The sequence below is a fragment of the Williamsia sp. CHRR-6 genome (assembly GCF_018474015.1).
Classification (GTDB): Bacteria; Actinomycetota; Actinomycetes; order Mycobacteriales; family Mycobacteriaceae; genus Williamsia_A.
This window is the reverse complement of sequence record NZ_JAHCSG010000002.1, coordinates 554,905-576,454: the sequence shown is the minus strand read 5'-3', so window position 1 is coordinate 576,454 and position 21,550 is coordinate 554,905. Positions and strand designations below refer to the sequence as shown.

Here is a 21,550-nt window from a genome sequence, read left to right as displayed (position 1 = left end):
CTTACCGGTTACTTCCCAAGAACGCCACGTACATCCTCGGTGCGATCGCAACCCTGGCCGCCGTTTTGTCTCTTTTGCCTGCTTCTCATCGAAGAGTTCACCGGCCCGACGGAACCGTATGGGCGTGCGCAGCGTCCTAGGAACATGAGCGAAACGACACCGACGTCGGTGGCACCCGACGATCTGCATGCGGTGGCCGCCCGGCTGCAGACCGCGATGGCCGACCTGAGGGCCGTGACGATTCGACAGTCCGATGCCGTGGCCACCCCCGGCGTCGCGGCGACGCTGGGCATCATCGGCGCCGACGTGGTCGCCGACCTGTACGCCACCGGGTGCCGACAGACCCAGGCGATGGATGAGCTGGCCGTCCGCCTGGCCACGGCGGGACTGGCGGTGCGAGCGGCGTCGATCGACTACGCCGACACCGATCACGACACTGCATCCACGCTGCGGATGACCGGTGCCGCCGTGCTGCCCACCGGGCCGGGGGCAAGGGCATGACCGTCGTCGACCTGCTGGCCCAACCGATCAGGACACTGCTGGACTCGGTGGGCGACGGATCCGGACGCCATCACGACGCCGTCGACACCCTGAATCGCTCCACCTCCGAGATGCAGCGCCTGGCCCGGCAACTCGACTCGGCCACCGCGGACACGGCTCGGGCCTGGCGCGGGGACGCCGCTGACGCCGCCACCGCACACCTGCAACGGCAACGCCGTCACCTCGACCACCTGGCCGATGACAACCGCAGGATCGCCACCGGGGTCGAGCAAGCGCACGCAGCCGTCGCCGACGCCGCCCGCGAACTGCGAACGATCCTGGACTCCTTTGTCGGGGTGGCAGATTCGATGGGACCGGCTCTCTACACGCCACCGGGCCTGGCTGCGATCGTCCCGGTGGCCGTCACCCACGCCCGTCGCGCCCTAGAGGTGGTGACGCGGACCCGGACCCGACTGGCCGAGATCTCGGCCGGTCTGAACAAGGTCGGACGACGGCCGGCCCCGGCTGCGGCAGCACCTCGCTCGCGTTCGGTGGCCCGCCCGTCAGCGGCCGCCAGCGCGGTGTCGGCCCCGGCGACCGCAATCGGCAATTGGGCCGCGTCGGTCCGCCCCGCCGGCCTCGACTCACCCGCAGCCACCATCTCTGCCGCCGCCCACACCCCCGGCGGCACCAGCGTGGACGGTCAGGTGCCGATCACGTTGCCCGACGGGTCGGTGGCGTACGCGCCCAACCAGCGGGCAGCCACCGCCGTGCAGGCGGCCCTGAGCCAGCGCGGCGTGCCCTACGTCTGGGGCGGGACGACACCAGGACAGGGCCTCGACTGCAGTGGCCTCACCCAGTACGCCTACCGCCAGGCCGGTGTCGAACTGCCGCGCCTGGCCCAAGACCAGGACACCGCAGGTTTCCGAGTGGATGCATCCGAGCTGATGCCCGGCGACCTCGCCGTCTGGTCTGGACACGTGGCGATGTTCATCGGCAACGGGCAGATGGTCGAAGCCGGTGATCCCGTGCAAGTCTCGCCGCTGCGCACGACCAACCTGGACCAGGAGTTCGAGGGCTTCTACCGGCCTCGATGACGACAAGTCAGACACCCCGGTCAGGTGAAGGAGGCCACTGGCCCCATGCGCGACGCGACTGGCTAGGCTCTGGACCCATGGCCGGAGACATCGTCGCGATCGAGCTCGGATTGACCGACGGCAACGCATTCACCCTGTGGGCACCGCGCTGGCGCGAGGGCGACGACGAGTGGGAGGCCTTCCTCGGTCTCGACGAGGACCTGTACGGGTTCGCCTCGGTCGCCGACCTGGTCGCCTTCATCCGGACCAACGACGACAACGATCTCGTAGAACACCCTGCCTGGGACACCGTCAAGGGACTGCAGGCCGAAGAGCTGATCCCCGCCGAGCGCAACTCCTATGACCTGATCGGCGTGCCCGAGCTGGCCGCCGAGGACCCCACCCCTGAGGTGATCGCCGAACTCGAGGACGCCCTCGAGATCGTCCGCATCATCGGCGAGGTGTGCGAGCTGACCACAGTCACCAAGTTCTTCAACGGCAACCCGATCCTGGGGGCGGTGACCACCGGCACGCGCAACTTCGTCGGCAAAGACGGCCTGGAGTTCTGGGGCAAGATCGGCCGTCTCATCGACAAGCACTGGGACGACGTGGTCGACGCGATCGACGAGGTGATCACCGCCCCCGACGTCGACTCCGCGGCCGTTGCCGTGGCCGAGGCCGAACTCGAAGCCGCCGCCAGCGCCGAGGACGAGGACGAACCCGCCGACGACGACATCGAGGTGGTCGAGTCCGAGTCCGAGTCCGACACCGACGACTCAGACGACGACGACACCGACGAGGTGGACGAGGACGACTTCTGGGGCGCCATCGGCATCGACCCGGTCCGCATCGTCACCGACGGCGCCGAGTACTTCACTCTGCGGTGCTACCTCGGCGACGACCCGGTGTTCCTGGGTAAGGACGGCAAGATCTTCGTGTTCACCTCCGAACGCGCACTCACCCGCTACCTCGCCGACAACGACGACCACGAGCTGGCCGAGGTGAGCACCTACACCGAGGTGCGCGACGCCGCCAACGACGGCTCTCTGGAGGTCGCGGTGTACGACGAAAACGTCTACATCCTCACCGGGATCGCCGACGACATCGCCGACGGGCCGCGGCGGATGGATCGCCGCCAGCTGGAACTGGCGGTCGAACTGCTCACCGACGCAGCCGATTTCGCCGACGACGACTCCGTCACCGAGGCGTTGGGCTCGACCACGCCGCTGGGCTGGTTCGTCAGCTACGCCATCAACCCCGACCCCAAACGACTCGCCCCCAGCGGACCCTTCGACAACGAATCCGAGGCGTGGCGCGCGCTGGTGCACGAGCTCGAGGACCGGCTGGTCACCCAGTGACGCCGCCCCGGCGACATCACCCGATCAGGACCGCGTAACCGGGCTTGATCACCTCGTCGATCAGCCGCAGCCGCTCGTCGAAGTGGATGAACGCCGACTTCATGGCGTTGACGGTGAACCGTTCGAAATCAGCCCAGCCGTAACCGAACTGGTCGTGCAGGGTGATGAACTCCTTGCTCATCGAGGTATCGCTCATCAACCGGTTGTCGGTGTTGACCGTCACCCGGAACCGCAGTCGCGCGAACACGTTGAACGGATGCTCGGCCATCGAGGCCACCGCCCCGGTCTGCACGTTGGAGCTCGGGCACAGCTCTAGCGGGATGCGCTTGTCGCGGACGTAGTTCGCCACCGCACCCAGCGTGGCGCCGGTGACCGACGCCGCGGCCAGGTCGGTGCCCTCGGGCAGGGTGATGTCGTCGATGACTCGCACCCCGTGGCCCAGCCGATCGGCACCGCAGAAGCTGATGGCCTCGTGGATGGACGGCAACCCGAACGCCTCGCCGGCGTGAATGGTGAAGGGCGCGTTGTTGGCTCGCATGTACTCGAAAGCGTCGAGGTGGCGACTGGGCGGGTACCCGGCCTCGGCGCCGGCGATGTCGAAGCCCACCACGCCACGGTCCCGAAACCGCACCGCCAGTTCGGCGATCTCACGCGAGCGCGCCGCATGACGCATCGCGGTGACCAGGCAGCGGATCTCGATCGGGTGGCCGGCCTGCGCTGCGGCGGCCATCCCGTCGTCGAACCCGGCGAGCACCGCTTCGACCACCTCGTCCAGCGACAGTCCGGCAGTCAGGTGCTGCTCGGGCGCGAACCGCGACTCGGCGTAGACCACGCCGTCGGCGGCGAGGTCCTCGGCGCACTCCCGGGCCACCCGGCGCAGCGCCGACGCCGTCTGCATCACCGCGACGGTATGGGTGAAGGTCTCCAGATAGCGCACGAGCGAACCGCTGTCGGCTGACTCCCGGAACCACCGCGCCAGCGACTCGGCGGCGGAGGCGGGCAGCTCGGTGTAGCCCACCTCGCGGGCCAGGTCCACGATGGTGGTCGGCCGTAGACCCCCATCGAGATGGTCGTGCAGCAACACCTTCGGCGCCAACCCCACCGCGTGTCGGTCGAATCGCGCGTCGCGCTCGAACTGCGTGGCGCGGTCGGAGGAGTTCGGGCCGGATGCGGCGGCTGCGGCGGTCATCAGCCCACGGTAACGCGATCGATGATCAACGGACCGTGCTCGACCGGCGCGTCGAGATCGGCCTGCACGGTGACCGCCCCGACCGCGGCGGCACGGGCATCGGCGAACCTGTCGGGAGTGTCGGTGAGCAGGGTGAGCAGCGGGTCGCCCCGCCGCACCCGGTCACCGGGGCTCACATGCCAACGCACTCCTGCGCCGGCCTGCACGGGCTCACCCTGGCGGGCCCGTCCGGCACCCAGCCGCCAGGCGGCCACCCCGATGGCCATCGCGTCGAGATCACCCACCACGCCGTCGATCTCAGCGGTGAGCACCTCGGACTCGCGGGCCTGCGGCAGCGGGGCGTCCGGGTCGCCGCCCTGCGCGGCGATCATCGCGCGCCAGGAGTCCATCGCGCGGCCGTTGGCCAGGTTCTGCGCCGGATCGGCATCGACCCCACCGGCGAGCAGCATCTCGCGGGCTAGCGCCAAGGTCAGCTCCACCACATCGGGCGGGCCGCCCCCGGCCAGCACCTCCACCGATTCGCTCACCTCGATGGCATTGCCGGCGGTGCGGCCCAACGGGATCGACATCGCGGTCAACAACGCCACCGTGTGCACGCCGGCATCGGTGCCCAGCTCGACCATCGTCTGCGCCAACGCGCGGGCGTCGTCGAGCGACTTCATGAACGCGCCTGCGCCCACCTTGACGTCCAACACCAGTGCACCGGTGCCCTCGGCGATCTTCTTGCTCATGATCGACGAGGCGATCAGCGGGATCGACTCGACCGTCCCGGTGACATCGCGCAGGGCGTAGAGCTTCTTGTCCGCCGGAGCCAAACCCGCACCGGCGGCACAGATCACCGCACCCACCGCACTCAGTTGCGCCATCATCGACGCCACGTCGACGTCAGCGCGCCAGCCGGGGATGGCCTCCAGCTTGTCCAGGGTGCCGCCGGTGTGGCCCAGACCGCGCCCGGACAGCTGCGGCACCGCCAACCCGTAGGAAGCGACCAACGGCGCCAGCGGCAGGGTGATCTTGTCGCCCACCCCGCCGGTGGAGTGCTTGTCGACGGTGGCCAGCACCCGACCGTCGCGACGCAGATCAGCGAAGTCCATCCGCTCGCCGGTGGCGATCATCGCCGCCGTCCACCGCGCCACCTCCCGGCGGTCCATGCCACGCAACAGGATCGCCATCGCCAGCGCCGACATCTGTTCGTCGGCCACCAGACCGTCGGTGAAGGCTCGGATCACCCAGTCGATCTGCTCATCGCTCAACGCATGACCGTCGCGTTTGGTGGCGATGACCGACACGGCATCGGGGGTGGCCCCCATCAGGCACCCACCGTGGCGGTCACTGCGTCGATGTCGTCGGGCCCGAACGCATCCGGGAGTAGGTCGGCCAGACGTTTGGGCCCGTCGGGGTGATCGACCAGCAGATCCGCACCCCCGAACTCGAACAGGATCTGTCGACAGCGACCACACGGCATGAGGATCTGCCCGCGCGCATCGGTGACGCTCACCGCGATCAGCCGTCCGCCGCCGGTTCGGTGCAGGTCAGCGGCCAGCGAACACTCTGCGCAGATACCGAGCCCGTATGAGACATTTTCCACATTGCAACCGGAAATGATTCGACCCTCGGCCACCAACGCCGCCGCGCCGACCGGAAATCGAGAATAGGGCGCGTACGCCCCCCTCATCGCGGCTCTTGCCTTGTCACGCAACGTGTTCCAGTTCACTGCGTCGCTCACCGACACTCCTCGTCCTCGCATCTGGTCTGCGGCCGCGCACAACGATGGGCGACACGAGATGATGTAAGGCAATCCTCACATTCATCAGAGCGTGACCACACTGAGTTCAGGCCGGGTCTTACCGTTGCCAGACTAGGTTTAAAGTCGAATGAGTAGGTCCACGACGGCCCGGAAATCGCCACCGGTCCGCCGCATCCCTCGACGATGACGGAGGCCATCTTCAGATGAGTACAACGACCGAGGTCGCGCCGGAACCGACGCGCCGTCTGTCCTTTTATCGCGGAGACCCGGGCATGTGGTCGTGGGTGCTGCACCGCATCACCGGCGTGTCCATCTTCTTCTTCTTGTTCGTCCACGTGCTCGACACCGCGATGGTGCGGGTCAACCCGGACACCTACGACAAGATCATCGACACGTACAAGACCCCGATCATCGGCTTGATGGAGATCGGTCTTGTGGTCTGCGTGCTCTACCACGCACTCAACGGAGTCCGCATCATCCTGGTCGACTTCTGGGCCAGTGGAGTCAAGTACCAGCGGCAGATGCTGTGGGTGGTGGGAGGCGTTTTCCTCATCGTCTTCGGCTACTTCGCCGTCCGCATGCTGACCATCCTCATCGATCACCTGTAAAGGAGGCGAGACCATGACCACATCGCAGGCTCCCAAGCTCGCCCCGGTGCTGACCACCGATCGCAACCGGCCGGCCAGCCTCGACAACCCGCGGTCGCCGCGGGAACCCAAGCGCGGCAACTTCGAGAAGAACGCATGGCTGTTCATGCGCTTCTCCGGCGCAGCGCTGATCATCCTGACCATCGGCCACATGGCGATCATGCTGACCATCGACGACGGCGTGCACCGCATCAACGCCGCGTTCGTGGCCGAGCGGTGGCGGCAGCCGTTCTGGCAGGTCTGGGACCTGTCGATGCTGTGGCTGGCCCAGCTGCACGGCGGCAACGGCGTGCGCACGGTGATCGCCGACTACGCGCGCAACGACCGCACCAGGTTCTGGCTCAACGTCTTGTTGGCCCTGTCGATGATCCTCATCGTCGGACTGGGCAGCTACGCACTGTTGACATTCAAGTAGACCGAGTTCGGTTCAGTTCTTCTACGACACCCATTCGAAGCCACCCGAAGCCCTGGGAGGGATTCACATGCAGGAACATCGTTATGACGTCCTGATCGTCGGCGCTGGTGGCGCCGGCATGCGCGCAGCCATCGAGGCCGGTCCGCGCGCCCGCACTGCCGTTCTGACCAAGCTCTACCCCACCCGTAGCCACACTGGCGCGGCCCAGGGCGGCATGTGTGCTGCTCTGGCCAACGTGGAGGAAGACAACTGGGAGTGGCACACCTTCGACACCATCAAGGGCGGCGACTACCTCGCTGACCAGGACTCCGTCGAGGTCATGTGCAAGGAGGCGATCGACGCCGTCCTCGATCTGGAGAAGATGGGGCTGCCGTTCAACCGCACCCCCGAGGGCAAGATCGATCAGCGTCGCTTCGGTGGTCACACCCGCGATCACGGTAAGAGCCCGGTTCGCCGGTCCTGCTACGCCGCCGACCGCACCGGCCACATGATCCTGCAGACGCTATATCAGAACTGCGTCAAGCACGACGTCGAGTTCTTCAACGAGTTCTACGCGCTCGATCTGTGCATGGGCGAGAACGAGAACGGTGAGCCCATCGCCACCGGCGTGGTGGCCTACGAGTTGGCCACCGGCGAAATCCATGTGTTCCACGCCAAGTCGGTCGTGCTGGCGACCGGTGGCTCGGGCCGGATGTTCAAGACCACCTCCAACGCCCACACCCTCACCGGCGACGGCATGGGCATCGTGTACCGCAAGGGACTTCCCTTGGAGGACATGGAGTTCCACCAGTTCCACCCGACCGGTCTGGCCGGGCTGGGCATCCTCATCTCCGAGGCAGTCCGTGGCGAGGGCGGGATCCTGCGCAACGCCGACGGCGAGCGGTTCATGGAGCGCTACGCCCCCACCATCAAGGACCTGGCCCCGCGTGACATCGTGGCGCGGTCGATGGTCCTGGAGGTGCTCGAGGGCCGCGGCGCCGGACCCAACAAGGACTACGTGTACATCGACGTGACCCACCTCGGCGAGGAAGTCCTCAACGAGAAGCTGCCCGACATCACCGAGTTCTCGCGCACCTACCTCGGTGTCGACCCGGTGACCGAGTACGTGCCGGTGTTCCCCACCTGCCACTACGCCATGGGCGGCATCCCCACCAACATCACCGGGCAGGTGCTGGCCAACAACGAGCAGGTCGTACACGGTCTGTACGCGGCCGGCGAGTGTGCGTGTGTGTCGGTGCACGGTGCCAACCGGTTGGGCACCAACTCGCTGCTCGACATCAACGTGTTCGGTCGGCGCGCGGGTATCGCCGCCGCCGAGTACGCCGAGTCCGTGGAGCTGGCCCCGCTGCCCGAGAAGCCGACCGCCATGGTCGACGAATGGCTGGGCTTGATCCTCTCAGAGCACGGCAGCGAGCGGGTGGCCGACATCCGCACCGAACTGCAGGCTTCGATGGACGCCAACGCATCGGTGTTCCGCACCGAGAAGACCCTCAAGCAGGCGCTCACCGACATCCACTCGTTGAAGGAGCGCTACAGCCGGATTCGCGTGCACGACAAGGGCAAGCGCTTCAACAGCGACCTGCTCGAGGCCATCGAGCTGGGATTCCTGTTGGAGATGGCGGAGGTGACCGTGGTCAGCGCGCTCAACCGCAAGGAGACTCGCGGCGGCCATGCCCGTGAGGACTACCCCGACCGCGACGACGTCAACTTCATGCGCCACACCATGGCGTACAAGAAGGGATCGGACCTCATCTCCGAGATCGAACTGGACTACAAGCCGGTCGTGCAGACCCGTTACGAGCCGATGGAGCGCAAGTACTGATGACCGCCACCGTAGACATCGGCAAGACCTCGGCCGAAGAACCACCGCTGCCGCCGGTTCCGGACGAGGCCACCATCGTCACCCTCAAGATCGCCCGGTTCGATCCGGAGAATCCCGATGCTGCCGGGTGGGAGAGCTTCCGGGTTCCGGCGCTGAAGACCGACCGGCTGCTCAACCTGCTGCTGTACGTGAAGGGCTACCTCGACGGCACCCTGACGTTCCGGCGCAGCTGTGCCCACGGCGTGTGTGGCTCTGATGCGATGCGCATCAACGGTGTCAACCGGTTGGCGTGCAAGTTGCTGATGAAGGACCTGCTGCCCAAGGACAAGAGCGGCAACCTCGACAAGAACAAAGAGGTCACCATCACCGTCGAGCCCATCCGCGGCCTGCCGGTGGAAAAGGACCTCGTGGTCGACATGGAGCCCTTCTTCGACGCCTACCGGGCCATCAAGCCGTTCCTCATCACCAGCGGCAACGAGCCGACACGTGAGCGGATCCAGAGCAGTGCCGATCGGCACCGCTTCGACGACACGACCAAGTGCATCCTGTGTGCCTGCTGCACCACGAGTTGCCCGGTGTTCTGGAACGAGGGCAGCTACTTCGGTCCGGCGGCCATCGTCAACGCGCACCGTTTCATCTTCGACAGTCGCGACGAGGGTGCGGCCGAACGCCTCGACATCCTCAACGGGATCGACGGGGTATGGCGCTGTCGCACCACGTTCAACTGCACCGACGCATGTCCACGTGGCATCCAGGTCACCCAGGCGATCCAGGAGGTCAAGCGCGCCTTGATGTTCTCGCGCTGACCGGTAGGCACAGTCGACACGACCGAGCCCGCGTCACCGATGGTGACGCGGGCTCGATTCGTACCCGAGGTGTGGGCTCAAAACACCGTCACGGCGTGAGGACGGCGCTGCCGAGCTTCACCGACAACTTGTTGTTGGGGCCGGCCACGATGGCGTTGAGGATGCCGGTGGCGATCCCGCAGCCCGACGGGAAGCTGGGGATGGTGTAGGTCCCGGTGAGAGTCCCGTTCGGGTTGAAGGTGGCGCCGAAGATGTCAGCGGCCTTGAACGCACCGGTCAGGTTGGCCGTGACCTCACCGCTGACACACTTGCCGCCCGCCGGGATGAGGTTGAGCGCCGAAGAACCGAAGTCCAGGCCCAGTGGCACCACGCTGTCGATCCGGATCTTGAACTTCTGCGTGGCGGCCAGACCCAGGTTGACCGGCGGGATGGCGTCGGGGGTGACGGTCCCGGTCACGGCCGACGGGTCGACGATGGAGATCTTGAACGACGCCAAGGTCAGCGGCCCCAGTGCCAGGTTGGCGTTGGCCTGCGGGAGCTGCAGGGTGCCACCGATGGTGCGCGCGATGGGATCAAGCACCGAGGGCAGGCTGGTGGTGGGGAACACCACGTCCTGACCGGTCTTGGCGATGGTGGTGACGGTGTCGGCCTTGAATGTGATGTTGAAGCCGGCCGCGTTCGCCGATCCCTGGCCCGCGACGAGCATCGCTGCTGCACTCGCCGCGCCGAGGACCACACTGACCAACCGCGCACTTGTCTTCATGTGTTTTTTCTTTCTGCCGGTGGGCGCCCCGTTCGTGAGGCTCACGACGGAGTGTAGAGATGTGAACGCTCTCACGTTTCGAGTTCGTTAAACCGACTTTTCCTCCAATTCCGACACTCGAGAACTGTGCTTTGTCACAACGCTCCCGCTCTACGATCCACCTACCGGAGTGGAGAACCGGCAGCGTCACCGTGCATGCTGGGACCGTGCCGTACAAGCCCCGTCGGTGGTCACCGATCACATTCAGCGCTCGGCGGGTACGGGCAACACGTACTCGGATCAGGTGTCTCGCGCCGGTGCTCGCGGTGACCCTGGTGGCCGGATGCGCCGCCGACGTGACCCACGAGATCTCCGGCGACATGGTGGCCATACCTGGTGTGGCCGCCACTCCTCCGATGGGCTGGAACAGTTGGAACACCTTCGGCTGCACCATCGACGAGTCGCTCATCAGATCGCAGGCCGACGCCCTGGTGACCTCTGGATTGGCATCAGCGGGATATAGGTACGTGGTGGTCGACGACTGCTGGGCGGCGCCACAACGCGACCGCGACGGCCGGCTGGTCGCCTCGCCGCAACGATTCCCGTCGGGGATGCGGGCGCTCGGCGACTACCTGCACCGACGCGGGTTGTTGTTCGGTCTCTACTCCACTCCCAGCAACAAGACCTGCGCCCAGCGCTACGGCACCTATCCCGGCGCCTCTGGCAGCGCCGGCCACGAGAAGACCGACGCCGCCACCTTCGCATCCTGGGGTGTGGATTACCTCAAATACGACTGGTGCTCCGATGACACCGATGTGCGGGCCCAGCGCACCGCGTTCATCACGATGCGGGATGCGATCCGCGCCGCCGGCCGCCCGCTGGTCTACAGCATCAACCCCAACAGCGGCGGACCCGGTCAGGACCAGAACTCGTCGCTGCCCGGTGCGGCGTACGACTGGGGTGGTGTGGCCTCCATGACACGGCTGACCAACGACATCGCCCCGGTCTGGCGCGTCGGTGGCGGACGCACCCGATCCCAGGGCATCGCCGAGGTGATCGCCGCGTCACGCACGGTCAATGCCCGCGTCGGACCGGGGCGTTGGCTGGATCTGGACATGTTGGAAGTGGGGGTGGGCACCGCGTTGACTGCGGCCCAGCAGCGCACCCACCTGGCCATGTGGGCGATGATGGCGGCGCCCCTGATCACCGGCCACGACCTGACCTCGATGACCACGCAGACCCGAGACCTGTTGGCCAACAGAGGGATTCTTGCCATCGACCAGGACCGGCTCGGTCGCCCGGCCACCGCTGTGCGCGGCGACGGATCCATCCGGCGACGGTCGCTGGCCGACGGCTCGGTGGTGGTGTCGCTGACCAACGCCGGGACCACCTCGGCCGGGATGAGTTTCACCCTCGACGAGGTGGATGCGCCGGGCTCGGTGGCTGCCATCGATGCGTTCTCCGGCGCCCGGCTACCGATAGATCGGCGCCGCGGTGTCGTGATCGTCCCCGTACCCGCCTACGACACCCTGGTCATCCGTCTCGCGACGAGCTAGTCGCCGCCGTCGGCGTCGGTGACCCGACTGCGCCGCGACCGCCGATCGAAGCTGACCCGGATGCGCTGCATCCGGGAGGCCTGTTGGGCCTGGACCTGATGCGCATAGGACACCCGGTCGGCGCGGGAGAGTTCGGCGTCGTCGGTGAACGGCACCAGCAGCGCGCGCGGCCACAGCCGGTCGACCCGAACCGCGTTGATCTCGGCGGTGAACACCACCGCCAGCGCGGTCAGCTGCAGAAACGCCAAGAGCCCCAACACCACCGCGAACACACTGTTGGTGGCGCTGGCGTGTCTCACCACACCGTTGACGTAGTACGCGCCGAACGTCTGCAGCAGCTGCCAGACCACCGCCATGGCCAGCCCTCCGGGTAGCACCTCCCGAAACGTCAACGACCGCTCGGTTCCCACCTGATAGGCCAGCGCGAACACGGCCGCGTTGATGGCGATCGCGGCCACCGTCAACACACCGTCGACCAGCGGATCATAGGACCCGATCACGTTGCCCACCAACGACAACGCGGCGGTGGCGGCCAACGCGACCGCCAGCACCAGCAGGATGCGCAGGCTACGCAGCCGGGACATGAACGGGTTGGGGCGTTGCATCCGTGGCACCGACCAGACGGTGTTCATCGCGTTCTGCACCGCCTGCCCCACCCCCGAGGCACCGTAGAGCGCCAACAGTGAACCGACGACCACACCCGCGGTGCCGCCACTGAGTTGGCGCGGCCTGCTCAACTGCTCACCGATGATCGGCATGTCGCCGAGCGCCGAATCCAGAAGGGAGCGTTGCAGATCCGGATTGTTGGCCAACACCAGACTCAACCCGGTGGTCAGCAGCAACAACAGCGGGAACAGTGACAGGAACGCGTAGTAGGTGATCAGGGCGGCCAAGAACCCACCGAGGTCGTCGACGAACTTGTAGATCACGGCGATCAGGAACCCCAGCGGCCGGTTGCGTCGTTGCAGTGCGTCGAGTCCCCGCAGCGCCGCCGTCATCGCCGGAACCGCCGGTGGCCGGGATCAGTAGTGGAAGGTGTCCGACGGAGCGGGCGCGTGGTCAGGCGCGTTCTCGTCATCGGCGTGCACCTCGATTCCGTAGGCCCGGGCGAGGTCGACGATCTTGGTGGCACGAGCGATGCGCGGCAGATCCGATCCGTTGCGGATCTCGCCACCGTCACGCTCGAAATCACTGAAGAACTCACGCGCCCATGCGATCTCCTCCTGCGAGGGCGACAGGCCCTCGTTGATGGCCGGGCACTGATCGGGCGTGAGACAGATCTTGCCGGTCATGCCGAACTCGCGACTGACCGCGGTCGCCTCGCTGAGTCGCAGCGCCGAGGACCCCACCGTGGGGCCGTCGATGGCACTGGGCAACTGGGCCGCGGTGGCAGCGATGGTGAAGCGGGAACGGGCGTAGGCCAGCGTCGCCGGATGCTCACCGAACCCGGTGTCGCGACGGAAGTCGCCGATACCGAACGCCAGCCGGAATGTGCCCTTGGCCGTGGCGATCTCCCCGATGCGCTCGAGTCCACGCGCGGTCTCGACCAACGCGACGATCGGGACGTCGGGCAGCCGCGAGGCGGTCTCGGTGACATGGTCGACCGACTCGACCATCGCCAACATCACCCCACCCACGCCGGGCTGGCCGGTGGCACGCACCGCACGCAGCGCCTCGAGGTCGGCCTCCCACCACTGGGTACCGAAACCGTTGATGCGCACCCAGTCCGAGTTGCCCCCCGACAGCCACCGCACCACGTTGTCGCGGGCCTCCACCTTGTCCTTGGGGGCCACCGCATCCTCGATGTCGAGCACGACGATGTCGGCGCGGGAATGAGCGGCGGCCTGGAACCGATCGGCGGATCGCCCGTTGACCAGCAGCCAGCTACGGGCCAGAACGGGATCGATGCGCGAGCCGATGTCCTCGGCTTCGACGTCACTGTCGGAGATCTGTGTCGGATTCATCGCCGACATCGTCTCCCACCTCAGGCAGGTCGGCAAAGTCGGGGCCGACACGACACCGGTGGGGGCGCCGCCGACGGGCGAGTCGGCAGCAGTAACAATCGGTCATCGGCGGCGAAGGAGAACGTGGTGGGCAGTGAGACTGGCGATACGGGGCAGGTCGTCCCGGCCCGAACCGATCGCAACCTGACGAGAGCCGATTTCCCCGTGTTGGTCCCGGCCATCACGCGGTGGGCCGACAACGACATGTACGGCCATCTGAACAACGCGATCTACTACCAACTCTTCGACACCGCGATCAACGGCTGGCTGATCGGTGACGCCGGAATCGATCCGATCACCGCGCCGGTGCAGGGTGTGGTGGTGGAATCTGGGTGCAGCTACTTCCGGTCGGTGGGGTTTCCGGAGCCGTTGTCGATCGGGCTGGCCGTGGCGCGCCTGGGCACCTCCAGCGTCACCTACTCCCTCGGGGTGTTCGCCGACGACGAACCGACGGTCGCCGCGGCGGGCCGCTGGGTGCACGTCTACGTCGACGCCCAGACCCGCCGACCGGTCCCCGTTCCCGAGGCACTGCGCGCGGTGATGGCCACCGCCGTCGTCACCACCGAAGGAGACCAGTCGTGAAGATCGACGCCGCTGTCCTCGTCGAATCGGGACGGGCTCGCCCCTATGCCGATTCCGAGCCGATCCTCATCGCGCAGCTGGAACTCGATGGGCCAGGCCCCGGTGAACTGTTGGTGCGGATCGAGGCCGCCGGCGTCTGCCACTCGGATCTGTCCGTGGTCGACGGTAACCGGCCCCGGCCGCTGCCAATGGCCCTGGGGCACGAGGCCGCGGGCATCGTCGAGGCAGTCGGGGCCGGTGTCGAGGACATCGAGGTCGGTACCCGGGTGGTGATGGCGTTCCTGCCCCGCTGCGGCGACTGCGCGCCGTGCGCCACCGACGGCCGGCTGCCCTGTGGACCGGGATCGGCGGCCAACAACGCCGGCACCCTGCTGGCCGGGACCCGGAAGCTGACCGCAGTCGGCGGTGATCTCGATGGGCAGATCCACCACCACCTGGGGGTGTCCGGTTTCGCCACGCACGCCGTGGTGGACCGACGCTCCGCGGTTGCGGTAGGCGCCGACGTGCCCCCGGAGGTGGCCGCCGTCCTGGGGTGCGCGGTGTTGACCGGTGGCGGCGCGGTGATCAACGCGGGCCGACCCACCACCGGTCAGTCGGTGATGATCATCGGCCTCGGCGGCGTGGGGATGGCTGCGGTGCTGACTGCGGTCTCGCTGGGCCTCGGTGAGGTGATCGCCGTCGACTCGGTGCCCGACAAGCTGACCGCGGCGCGTGCCATCGGCGCCACCGCGGTCTACTCCCCCGCACAGCTGGCCTCCTCCGGGGTGAGCGCCGACGTGGTGGTCGAGGCCGCAGGCAACGCCCGCGCATTCGAGGCGGCGGTCATCGCCACCGCACCGGGCGGGACCACCGTGACCGTCGGCCTGCCCGCGCCGGACGCGGTCTCGTCGATCCATCCGCTGGCGCTGGTAGCCGGGGCACGAACGATCGTGGGCAGCTATCTCGGTTCAGCGGTCCCGGGTCGCGACATCCCCCTCTACGAGAACCTGTGGCGCGCAGGAAAGCTGCCGGTCGAGAAACTGATATCTGCACGAATCCGATTGCACGACATCAACTCCGCGATGGACGCCCTGGCCGATGGCACCGCCATTCGACAGATCATCGTCTTCGATTGAGGCTCAGGTCGGTGTGGACTCCACATCGACCACCGTGTGCTTACGGTTGCGGTACACCCGTCGACCGACGATCACCATCACCACCACGACCAGCACACCGATCGCCGCATACGACACCCAGCCGAGGTCACGTTCGACGACCTTGTAGGACTTCCCGGCCGCGTACCCGAGGCTGGCCACCACGGTGGCCCAAATGGTCCCACCGATGGCGTTGGCGATGACGAAGGTACGGGTGGGGATCGCGGCCATCCCGGCCATGCCCGGGATCAGCGCGCGCAACGCGGCGACCCAACGACCGAACAGCACCGCCAGCGCGCCCCGCTTGCGCAACGCCTCGCGGGCCTGTTCGACGTGGGCGGGTTTGAGGATCGACGGCGGGATCTTGGCCAACAGCTGGGTACCCCACCGCTTGCCCACCTCGAAGCCGATGAAGTCGCCGATGACAGCTCCGGCGATGGCCGCGATGAGCACCTCCCACAGCGAGAGTCGTCCACCGTTGGCGATCACGCCCGCGATCAGCACCGCGATCTCACCGGGGATCACCACCCCGATGAACACCGAAGCCTCCAGCGCCGGAAACAGGAACGCCATGGTCAGCGCCAGCCAGGGCGGCAGGTCGAGCAGCCAGTCCACAATCGCCTCGATCACCCGACCCACAGTATCCGCGCCCGCGGCCGCATCACGAGAGCACACAACTGTGCAACGGCACCGAGACCGAGCGGTGATCGAACACGCGCCACGACCGAATCCGTCGTTGTGTTACCGAACAGAAAACAATTCCGTCGTTTCGACGTGCTCAGACGGACCTAATCGTAGTGTGACGCCATGGCCGTATCAGAACCCCTACCCGCCGCCGCCCCGCCGGTGGGTGACAAGGGCCTACGCGCGGGATCACTGGGACTGGTGGGCAATGTGGTCATCGGCCTCTCGGCGGTGGCCCCGGCCTACAGCCTCGCCGCGACACTGGGATTCGTCGTCGCCCAGGTCGGCGACAAGTCTCCGGCGATGTTCGTCCTCGCGTTCATCCCCATGCTGCTGATCGCGTTCGCCTACCGCGAGCTCGGCCAGGACACCCCCGACTGTGGCACCACGTTCACCTGGGGCACCAAGGCGTTCGGTCCGTGGATCGGGTGGATGGGCGGCTGGGGGCTGGCGGTCTCGGCGATCATCGTGCTGGCCAACGTCGCCGAGGTCGCCGCGGTGTACCTGTTCAAGTTCCTCACGCTGGACTCGTTGGCCGACGACACGATCGTGAAGGTGGGTGTGGGTTCGTTCTTCATCATCGCGATGACGTGGGTGAGTATCCGCGGCATCGTGATCAGTGAGCGGATGCAAAGCGTGTTGATCGCGGTGCAGTTCGGGGTGCTGATCGTGGCCAGCATCATCGCCTTGATCAAGGTGGCCTCGGACCACGCAGGTCCCCAGGCCATCACGCCGCAGTGGGACTGGTTGTGGCCCAGCGGTTTGTCCTCGTCGCAGATAGCAGCGGCGATCATCCTGTGCATCTTCATCTACTGGGGCTGGGATGCATGTCTGGCCGTCGGCGAGGAGACCAAGGATTCCGCGCGTACCCCTGGCCGGGCGGCGGTGTTGACCACGCTGATCCTGGTGTTCACCTACGTTCTGGTGGCCTACGCCATCCAGTCGTTCGCCGGGTTCGGTGACAAGGGAATCGGTTTGAACAACCCGGACAACACCGACGACGTGCTCACCATTCTCGGCAAACCAGTGGGCGGGGTCATCCTGTCGTCGCTGCTGTTGTTGACGGTGTCGATCTCGGCGCTGTCATCCACCCAGTCGACCATCTTGCCCACCGCACGCGGAACCCTGTCGATGGCCGTCTACGAGGCCCTGCCACGCCGCTTCGCCTCCATCCATCCGCGTTATATGACACCAGCTTTCGGTACCGCGGTGATGGGTGCATCCGCCTTGTTCTTCTACCTCGTGCTGTCGCTGGTGAGCAGCAACACACTGGGCGACTCGGTCGCCTCGCTGGGGCTGGCGGTCGCGTTCTATTACGGCATCACCGCCTACTCATGCGTCTGGTACTTCCGCCGCACCCTGTTCACCTCGGTTCGCCACTTCTTCATGCGCGGCCTGTTCCCGCTCGTCGGTGCCGGGGTGATGACGTGGGCGTTCGTCAAAAGCGCCATCGACATGTCCAAGCCCGATTACGGCTCGACGTCGTTCGGGGGCGTGGGTGGTGTCTTCGTGTTGGGCGTGGGCATGTTGGTCTTGGGTGTCCCGCTGATGCTGTTGTGCGTGGCCGGCGGTCGAGACTTCTTCCGCGGCAGGACCCTCAACGCGTCGACCGAGGTGAAGGTGCCCGATGTCTACTGAACCGATTCGACGGATCACGGTCGGATACAAGGCGACACCGTCCGGCGAGGACGGCGTGGCATTGGCGGTCGCCATCGCTGAATGTACTGGTGCCGCAATTGATCTGGTCTGCATCGTGCGGATGGAGGAGCCTGACGGCGTGCCTGGGCGCGCCGCCTACCAGGATCTGCTGGTGCAGCGGGCCACGAGTTGGTTGGCCGATGGCGCCGCCCACGTCCCGGCCGGCATCGCGGTCGAACGGCATGCGATCGTCGCCGAGTCCTTCACCGAGGGGTTGTTGGATTTCGCGGTGTCATCGGGGGCCGGGCTGATAGTGGTGGGCGGTACCCGCGACAGCATCTTCGGACGCCACGCGCTGGGCACGGTGAGTTCGGAGCTGCTGCACTGCTCTCCCCTGCCGGTGGCGCTGGCTCCTCGTGGGTACGCCGAGCGTGCGGCCGTTCCGTTGACCACGATCACGGTTGCGGTCCCGGAATCGGCGCGAGCCGACAACCCGCTGCCTTTCTCGTTGGCGCTGGCCGAGCAGGCATCGCTATCGCTGCGGCTGGTCTCGCTGGTGTCGTTGGACGACGACGAGGACATCGACGCCGAGACTTCCGCGCAGACCCGCGCTCGACACATTGCGGCGGCCAATGCCGTTCTGGCCCAGGCACAGCGGTCGGTGACCACGGTGCCGTCCATCGACGCGACGGTGGCCGACGGCGACACGCTCGAAGACGCGCTGGAGACCCTGCGTTGGGGCGAGGGCGACGTGGTGGCCGTCGGCTCGGCGCGACTGGCTGCTCCCGAACGTATCTTTTTGGGTTCTACCGCGGCCCGGATCCTGCGGTCCACCACCGCCCCGATCGTGGTCGTGCCGAAGGCGCGCGGATAGACACCGTGCCGACGGCGCGCGGATAGACACCGTGCCGACGGCGCGCGGGTGATCAGCGGGTGATGTTGATGATGGTCGACTTGGGTTCGGTCATCGCTTCGAGGGCGTAGCGCACCCCTTCGCGTCCGATGCCTGAGCCTTTGAAGCCGCCGAAAGGCATGGCGTCGAGGCGTTGATCGCTGGTGCCGTTGACGACCACCGCGCCGACGATCAGCCGTTCGGCCACCGACATGGCGGTGTCGATGGAGGTGGTGAAGATCCCCGCCTGCAGCGCGAGGTGGCAGTCGTTGGCCGAGGTCACCGCCTCATCGATGTCGTCGACGGCCACGATGCTGACCACGGGGCCGAAGACCTCGTCGGTGAGGATCTGACAGTCCGGTGGCACGTCGGTCAACACTGTCGGTAGGTAGGTGTTGCCGATTCGGCGACCGCCGGTCTGTAGTCGAGCACCGGCGTCGACGGCCTGCGTCACCCACTGTTCGACGCGTTGCGCGGCCCTGAGGTCGATCAGTGGTCCGATGTCGGTGAGTGGGTCGCGTTTGGGTCCGGTCTGCAGTTGGTCGGTGTGTTCGACTGTGCGCGTGACCAGTTCGTCGTGGACCGAGCGCTCGACGTAGACCCGTTGGACCGACAGACAGTTCTGACCGGCCACCCCGAACGCCCCGTCGACGATCTGGCGTGCCGCGGAGTCGATGTCGGCGTCGGCGGCGACGATGGTGGCGTTGTTGGCGCCGAGTTCGGTGAGCAGTTTCTTGGGTCCGGCTTCGGCGGCGATTCTCGCGGCCACCCGAGGTCCGCCGGTGAACGACACCAGCGCCACATCCGGGTGGGCGACGAGTGCGCGGCCCACCTCGACTCCACCTGGTATCACCGACAGCCGCGCGGCGGGCACCCCCGACTCCAGCAGCAGCTGGGCTAGGGCCAGCGCGGTCAGTGGTGTGTTCTCGGAGGGCTTGACCACCACACTGTTGCCGCCGAGCAGTGCAGGTCCCACCTTGTGGGCCACCAGGTTCAGCGGATCGTTGAAGGGTGTGATGGCTGCGATCACCCCGACGGCTTCACGCCGGAACCATCCCAGCGTCGACGGCATGCGGGGACTGGCCGCGAACGGCAGCGTCTGTCCTTCCAGCGCTTCGGCGGCCTCGGCGGTGAGGCGCAGCGTCTCGGCGCACCGGTCGATCTCCCGATCGGCCTCGGTCACGGTCTTGACGCCTTCCCCGGAGATGAGGTGCACGAGGCGTTGCCGATCGGCGAGCACTCGCTGCGCGGCGTCGCGCAGGGCGGCGCACCGCGCCCACACCGGCCACGGCGTCATCAGTGCTCGGCGACCCGCTTCGATGGCGTTGCCGACGTCGTCGACGGTGCTCGCACAGACCATCCCGACCACCGATCCGTCGTCGGGGTCGGTGACCGGCACGCGCCGATCGTCGGTGCCCCAACGGCCGGCGACCAGTTTGCCTCCGGGCACCGTCTGCGCAGCAACAGCGGTGGTCGCCGCCGACATCAGACCACCACTCCGAGCCGGTCGAGCACCTTGGCCCCGGCGCCGACGAAGGGCAGGAACCAGGGCGGCCCGAAGTGTCCTGGCACGGCGGGATAGGACAATCCGGCCCACACGTTGCGGTAGTCCTTGCCCGCCAACTTGAGTCCGAGTTGGCGGCCCATGTAGGTGGCCATCTGGACCCCGTGGCCGCTGTAGCCCAGCGAGTAGTGCACCCCGTCACGCACCCCGGCGTGCACCATGCGGTCCATCGAGATGTCCACCAGCCCACCCCAGGTGTAGTCGATTCGCGACCCGGCCAGATGCGGGAACACCTGCGCCAGAGCATCTTTGAGAATCTCGGCGCTCTTGAGGTCGGAGTTGGGGCTGGAGAGGGAGAACCGGGCCCGGCCCCCGAAGAGCATCCGGTCACCGATGAGTCGGAAGTAGTAGGTGAGCATCTTGTTGTCGGCGGCTTGGCGCCGGTGCGGTAACGCCAGGCGTGCCGCTTCGTCGCCCAGCGGCTCGGTGACCACGATGAAGCTGCCCACCGGTACCGTGCGCCGCTGCAGCCATGGGGTGAGTGCACCGGTGTAGCCGCTGGTCGCGACGAGAACATCGTCGGCTTCGACCACGCCGCGCACGGTGGCCAGTCGATGCCGACCATCGGGCAGACGGTCCATGGTGACCACTTCGCTGTCCTCACAGATCGTGGCGCCTGCGCGCACCGCAGCCGCGGCCAGGCCGTGGACGAACCAGCCGACGTGCACCCCGGCTCCGGCCGGATCGACCATGGCACCGGCGTAGAAGTCGCTGCCGATCTCGTCGCGGATCTGTGAGCGCGGCACCACGTCGACGTGGTGGTCGAGGTGTTTGGCCAACAGGTCGCGGGTCTGGACCATCCCCTGGTACTGCTTGTCGTTCATGGCCAGCGTCATCTTCCCGGTGCGTTCGAAGTCGCAGTCGATGGAGTGCGCGCGGACCAGGTCCTCGATGGAGTCGATGGCGTGGTTGTACTCGGTGAACATCGACAGTGCGGTGTCGAGGCCGTAGCGCTTGATCGCCGAGCCCAGACCGATGGCCAGACCGGTGGTGGCCATGCCACCGTTACGACCCGAGGCGCCCCAACCGACGGTGTGGGTGTCGAACACGGCCACCGACCCGCCGGCGGCGGCGATCTCCAGCGCGGCCGCCAATCCGGTGAACCCTGCTCCGACGATCGCGACATCTACGCGCTCGGGAACGGGGGTGGAGCGGAAATCGCCTGCAGGCGTTGAGGTGTCGAGCCAGTAGGAGGTGAGCTTCATGGGGTCTCCAG

Annotated in this window: 21 protein-coding genes; 12 read left to right on the top strand and 9 right to left on the bottom strand. The window is 67.0% G+C overall.

Annotation, left to right across the window (positions count from 1 at the left end; all coding sequences use genetic code 11):
* The first annotated feature begins 144 nt into the window (after positions 1 to 144).
* From KIK15_RS08605 to KIK15_RS08595, 3 genes are all read left to right on the top strand, one after another.
* Complete coding sequence (locus tag KIK15_RS08605; RefSeq protein ID WP_214243751.1) at positions 145 to 501, top strand: hypothetical protein; 357 nt, start codon at positions 145 to 147, stop codon at positions 499 to 501.
* Positions 498 to 1,577 carry a C40 family peptidase gene (locus tag KIK15_RS08600; RefSeq protein WP_214243750.1) on the top strand — a complete coding sequence of 360 codons (1,080 nt, stop codon included), beginning with the start codon at positions 498 to 500 and terminating at the stop codon, positions 1,575 to 1,577. Before KIK15_RS08605 ends, KIK15_RS08600 begins: the two co-directional genes overlap by 4 nt.
* Positions 1,578 to 1,654: 77 nt before the next feature.
* On the top strand, positions 1,655 to 2,914 hold the full coding sequence (locus tag KIK15_RS08595; RefSeq protein WP_214243749.1) for a primosomal protein: 1,260 nt from the start codon (positions 1,655 to 1,657) through the stop codon (positions 2,912 to 2,914).
* A gap of 16 nt (positions 2,915 to 2,930) precedes the next feature.
* On the opposite strand, the gene KIK15_RS08590 is transcribed toward KIK15_RS08595, so the two are convergent.
* Genes KIK15_RS08590 through KIK15_RS08580 form a run of 3 tightly spaced genes read right to left on the bottom strand, consistent with a single transcriptional unit; the run spans position 2,931 to position 5,829 of the window.
* Complete coding sequence (locus KIK15_RS08590) at positions 2,931 to 4,103, bottom strand: adenosine deaminase (protein ID WP_214243748.1); 1,173 nt, start codon at positions 4,101 to 4,103, stop codon at positions 2,931 to 2,933.
* Positions 4,103 to 5,413, bottom strand: coding sequence for a thymidine phosphorylase (locus KIK15_RS08585; RefSeq protein WP_214243747.1), 1,311 nt, complete (start codon positions 5,411 to 5,413; stop codon positions 4,103 to 4,105). The genes KIK15_RS08590 and KIK15_RS08585 overlap by 1 nt, the downstream gene beginning before the upstream one ends.
* Positions 5,413 to 5,829, bottom strand: coding sequence for a cytidine deaminase (locus KIK15_RS08580; RefSeq protein ID WP_307851801.1), 417 nt, complete (start codon positions 5,827 to 5,829; stop codon positions 5,413 to 5,415). The genes KIK15_RS08585 and KIK15_RS08580 overlap by 1 nt, the downstream gene beginning before the upstream one ends.
* Before the next feature lie 224 nt (positions 5,830 to 6,053).
* On the opposite strand from KIK15_RS08580, the gene sdhC reads away from it, so the two are divergent.
* From sdhC to KIK15_RS08560, 4 genes are all read left to right on the top strand, one after another.
* The gene (sdhC, locus tag KIK15_RS08575) at positions 6,054 to 6,458 is read left to right on the top strand and encodes a succinate dehydrogenase, cytochrome b556 subunit (protein WP_214243745.1); all 405 of its coding nucleotides are present in this window, start codon (positions 6,054 to 6,056) and stop codon (positions 6,456 to 6,458) included.
* A gap of 13 nt (positions 6,459 to 6,471) precedes the next feature.
* Complete coding sequence (locus KIK15_RS08570) at positions 6,472 to 6,912, top strand: succinate dehydrogenase hydrophobic membrane anchor subunit (RefSeq protein ID WP_214243744.1); 441 nt, start codon at positions 6,472 to 6,474, stop codon at positions 6,910 to 6,912.
* Between the two features lie 67 nt (positions 6,913 to 6,979).
* Positions 6,980 to 8,734 carry a succinate dehydrogenase flavoprotein subunit gene (gene sdhA, locus KIK15_RS08565; RefSeq protein ID WP_214243743.1) on the top strand — a complete coding sequence of 585 codons (1,755 nt, stop codon included), beginning with the start codon at positions 6,980 to 6,982 and terminating at the stop codon, positions 8,732 to 8,734.
* Positions 8,734 to 9,540 carry a succinate dehydrogenase iron-sulfur subunit gene (locus KIK15_RS08560; protein ID WP_214243742.1) on the top strand — a complete coding sequence of 269 codons (807 nt, stop codon included), beginning with the start codon at positions 8,734 to 8,736 and terminating at the stop codon, positions 9,538 to 9,540. The genes sdhA and KIK15_RS08560 overlap by 1 nt, the downstream gene beginning before the upstream one ends.
* Positions 9,541 to 9,628: 88 nt before the next feature.
* On the opposite strand, the gene KIK15_RS08555 is transcribed toward KIK15_RS08560, so the two are convergent.
* Positions 9,629 to 10,303: a hypothetical protein gene (locus KIK15_RS08555; RefSeq protein ID WP_214243741.1), complete on the bottom strand. Its 675-nt coding sequence runs from the start codon at positions 10,301 to 10,303 to the stop codon at positions 9,629 to 9,631.
* Between the two features lie 296 nt (positions 10,304 to 10,599).
* On the opposite strand from KIK15_RS08555, the gene KIK15_RS08550 reads away from it, so the two are divergent.
* Positions 10,600 to 11,838: a glycoside hydrolase family 27 protein gene (locus tag KIK15_RS08550; protein WP_307851800.1), complete on the top strand. Its 1,239-nt coding sequence runs from the start codon at positions 10,600 to 10,602 to the stop codon at positions 11,836 to 11,838.
* Here KIK15_RS08550 and KIK15_RS08545 read toward each other — a convergent pair.
* The gene (locus KIK15_RS08545; RefSeq protein WP_214243740.1) at positions 11,835 to 12,836 is read right to left on the bottom strand and encodes a YihY/virulence factor BrkB family protein; all 1,002 of its coding nucleotides are present in this window, start codon (positions 12,834 to 12,836) and stop codon (positions 11,835 to 11,837) included. The genes KIK15_RS08550 and KIK15_RS08545 overlap by 4 nt on opposite strands.
* Positions 12,837 to 12,860: 24 nt before the next feature.
* A complete protein-coding gene (locus KIK15_RS08540; RefSeq protein ID WP_374222832.1) occupies positions 12,861 to 13,802 on the bottom strand; it encodes a CoA ester lyase in 942 nt (313 codons plus the stop codon).
* Between the two features lie 126 nt (positions 13,803 to 13,928).
* On the opposite strand from KIK15_RS08540, the gene KIK15_RS08535 reads away from it, so the two are divergent.
* A complete protein-coding gene (locus KIK15_RS08535) occupies positions 13,929 to 14,423 on the top strand; it encodes a thioesterase family protein (protein ID WP_307851799.1) in 495 nt (164 codons plus the stop codon).
* Positions 14,420 to 15,538: an alcohol dehydrogenase catalytic domain-containing protein gene (locus KIK15_RS08530; protein WP_214243738.1), complete on the top strand. Its 1,119-nt coding sequence runs from the start codon at positions 14,420 to 14,422 to the stop codon at positions 15,536 to 15,538. The genes KIK15_RS08535 and KIK15_RS08530 overlap by 4 nt, the downstream gene beginning before the upstream one ends.
* A gap of 3 nt (positions 15,539 to 15,541) precedes the next feature.
* Here the strand turns inward: KIK15_RS08530 and KIK15_RS08525 are convergent, their stop codons facing one another.
* Positions 15,542 to 16,186 (bottom strand): DedA family protein, encoded by a 645-nt coding sequence (locus KIK15_RS08525; protein ID WP_214243737.1) that lies wholly within the window; start codon positions 16,184 to 16,186, stop codon positions 15,542 to 15,544.
* Positions 16,187 to 16,363: 177 nt separating this feature from the next.
* On the opposite strand from KIK15_RS08525, the gene KIK15_RS08520 reads away from it, so the two are divergent.
* Positions 16,364 to 17,878, top strand: a complete 1,515-nt coding sequence (locus KIK15_RS08520; protein ID WP_214243736.1) for an APC family permease — start codon at positions 16,364 to 16,366, stop codon at positions 17,876 to 17,878.
* Positions 17,868 to 18,752 carry a universal stress protein gene (locus KIK15_RS08515; protein WP_214243735.1) on the top strand — a complete coding sequence of 295 codons (885 nt, stop codon included), beginning with the start codon at positions 17,868 to 17,870 and terminating at the stop codon, positions 18,750 to 18,752. Before KIK15_RS08520 ends, KIK15_RS08515 begins: the two co-directional genes overlap by 11 nt.
* A 52-nt stretch (positions 18,753 to 18,804) precedes the next feature.
* Here the strand turns inward: KIK15_RS08515 and KIK15_RS08510 are convergent, their stop codons facing one another.
* On the bottom strand, positions 18,805 to 20,256 hold the full coding sequence (locus KIK15_RS08510; protein WP_214243734.1) for an aldehyde dehydrogenase family protein: 1,452 nt from the start codon (positions 20,254 to 20,256) through the stop codon (positions 18,805 to 18,807).
* Positions 20,256 to 21,539 carry an FAD-binding oxidoreductase gene (locus tag KIK15_RS08505; RefSeq protein WP_214243733.1) on the bottom strand — a complete coding sequence of 428 codons (1,284 nt, stop codon included), beginning with the start codon at positions 21,537 to 21,539 and terminating at the stop codon, positions 20,256 to 20,258. Before KIK15_RS08505 ends, KIK15_RS08510 begins: the two co-directional genes overlap by 1 nt.
* Between the last annotated feature and the right edge of the window lie 11 nt (positions 21,540 to 21,550).

What these genes read in the sequence shown, in the direction of transcription:
- KIK15_RS08605 (WP_214243751.1), top strand. Translation starts at nt 145, where the DNA reads ATGAGCGAAACGACACCGACGTCGGTGGCACCCGACGATCTGCATGCG.
- KIK15_RS08600 (WP_214243750.1), top strand. Translation starts at nt 498, where the DNA reads ATGACCGTCGTCGACCTGCTGGCCCAACCGATCAGGACACTGCTGGAC.
- KIK15_RS08595 (WP_214243749.1), top strand. Translation starts at nt 1,655, where the DNA reads ATGGCCGGAGACATCGTCGCGATCGAGCTCGGATTGACCGACGGCAAC.
- KIK15_RS08590 (WP_214243748.1), bottom strand. Translation starts at nt 4,103, where the DNA reads ATGACCGCCGCAGCCGCCGCATCCGGCCCGAACTCCTCCGACCGCGCC.
- KIK15_RS08585 (WP_214243747.1), bottom strand. Translation starts at nt 5,413, where the DNA reads ATGGGGGCCACCCCCGATGCCGTGTCGGTCATCGCCACCAAACGCGAC.
- sdhC (WP_214243745.1), top strand. Translation starts at nt 6,054, where the DNA reads ATGAGTACAACGACCGAGGTCGCGCCGGAACCGACGCGCCGTCTGTCC.
- KIK15_RS08570 (WP_214243744.1), top strand. Translation starts at nt 6,472, where the DNA reads ATGACCACATCGCAGGCTCCCAAGCTCGCCCCGGTGCTGACCACCGAT.
- sdhA (WP_214243743.1), top strand. Translation starts at nt 6,980, where the DNA reads ATGCAGGAACATCGTTATGACGTCCTGATCGTCGGCGCTGGTGGCGCC.
- KIK15_RS08560 (WP_214243742.1), top strand. Translation starts at nt 8,734, where the DNA reads ATGACCGCCACCGTAGACATCGGCAAGACCTCGGCCGAAGAACCACCG.
- KIK15_RS08555 (WP_214243741.1), bottom strand. Translation starts at nt 10,303, where the DNA reads ATGAAGACAAGTGCGCGGTTGGTCAGTGTGGTCCTCGGCGCGGCGAGT.
- KIK15_RS08545 (WP_214243740.1), bottom strand. Translation starts at nt 12,836, where the DNA reads ATGACGGCGGCGCTGCGGGGACTCGACGCACTGCAACGACGCAACCGG.
- KIK15_RS08540 (WP_374222832.1), bottom strand. Translation starts at nt 13,802, where the DNA reads ATGAATCCGACACAGATCTCCGACAGTGACGTCGAAGCCGAGGACATC.
- KIK15_RS08520 (WP_214243736.1), top strand. Translation starts at nt 16,364, where the DNA reads ATGGCCGTATCAGAACCCCTACCCGCCGCCGCCCCGCCGGTGGGTGAC.
- KIK15_RS08515 (WP_214243735.1), top strand. Translation starts at nt 17,868, where the DNA reads ATGTCTACTGAACCGATTCGACGGATCACGGTCGGATACAAGGCGACA.
- KIK15_RS08510 (WP_214243734.1), bottom strand. Translation starts at nt 20,256, where the DNA reads ATGTCGGCGGCGACCACCGCTGTTGCTGCGCAGACGGTGCCCGGAGGC.
- KIK15_RS08505 (WP_214243733.1), bottom strand. Translation starts at nt 21,539, where the DNA reads ATGAAGCTCACCTCCTACTGGCTCGACACCTCAACGCCTGCAGGCGAT.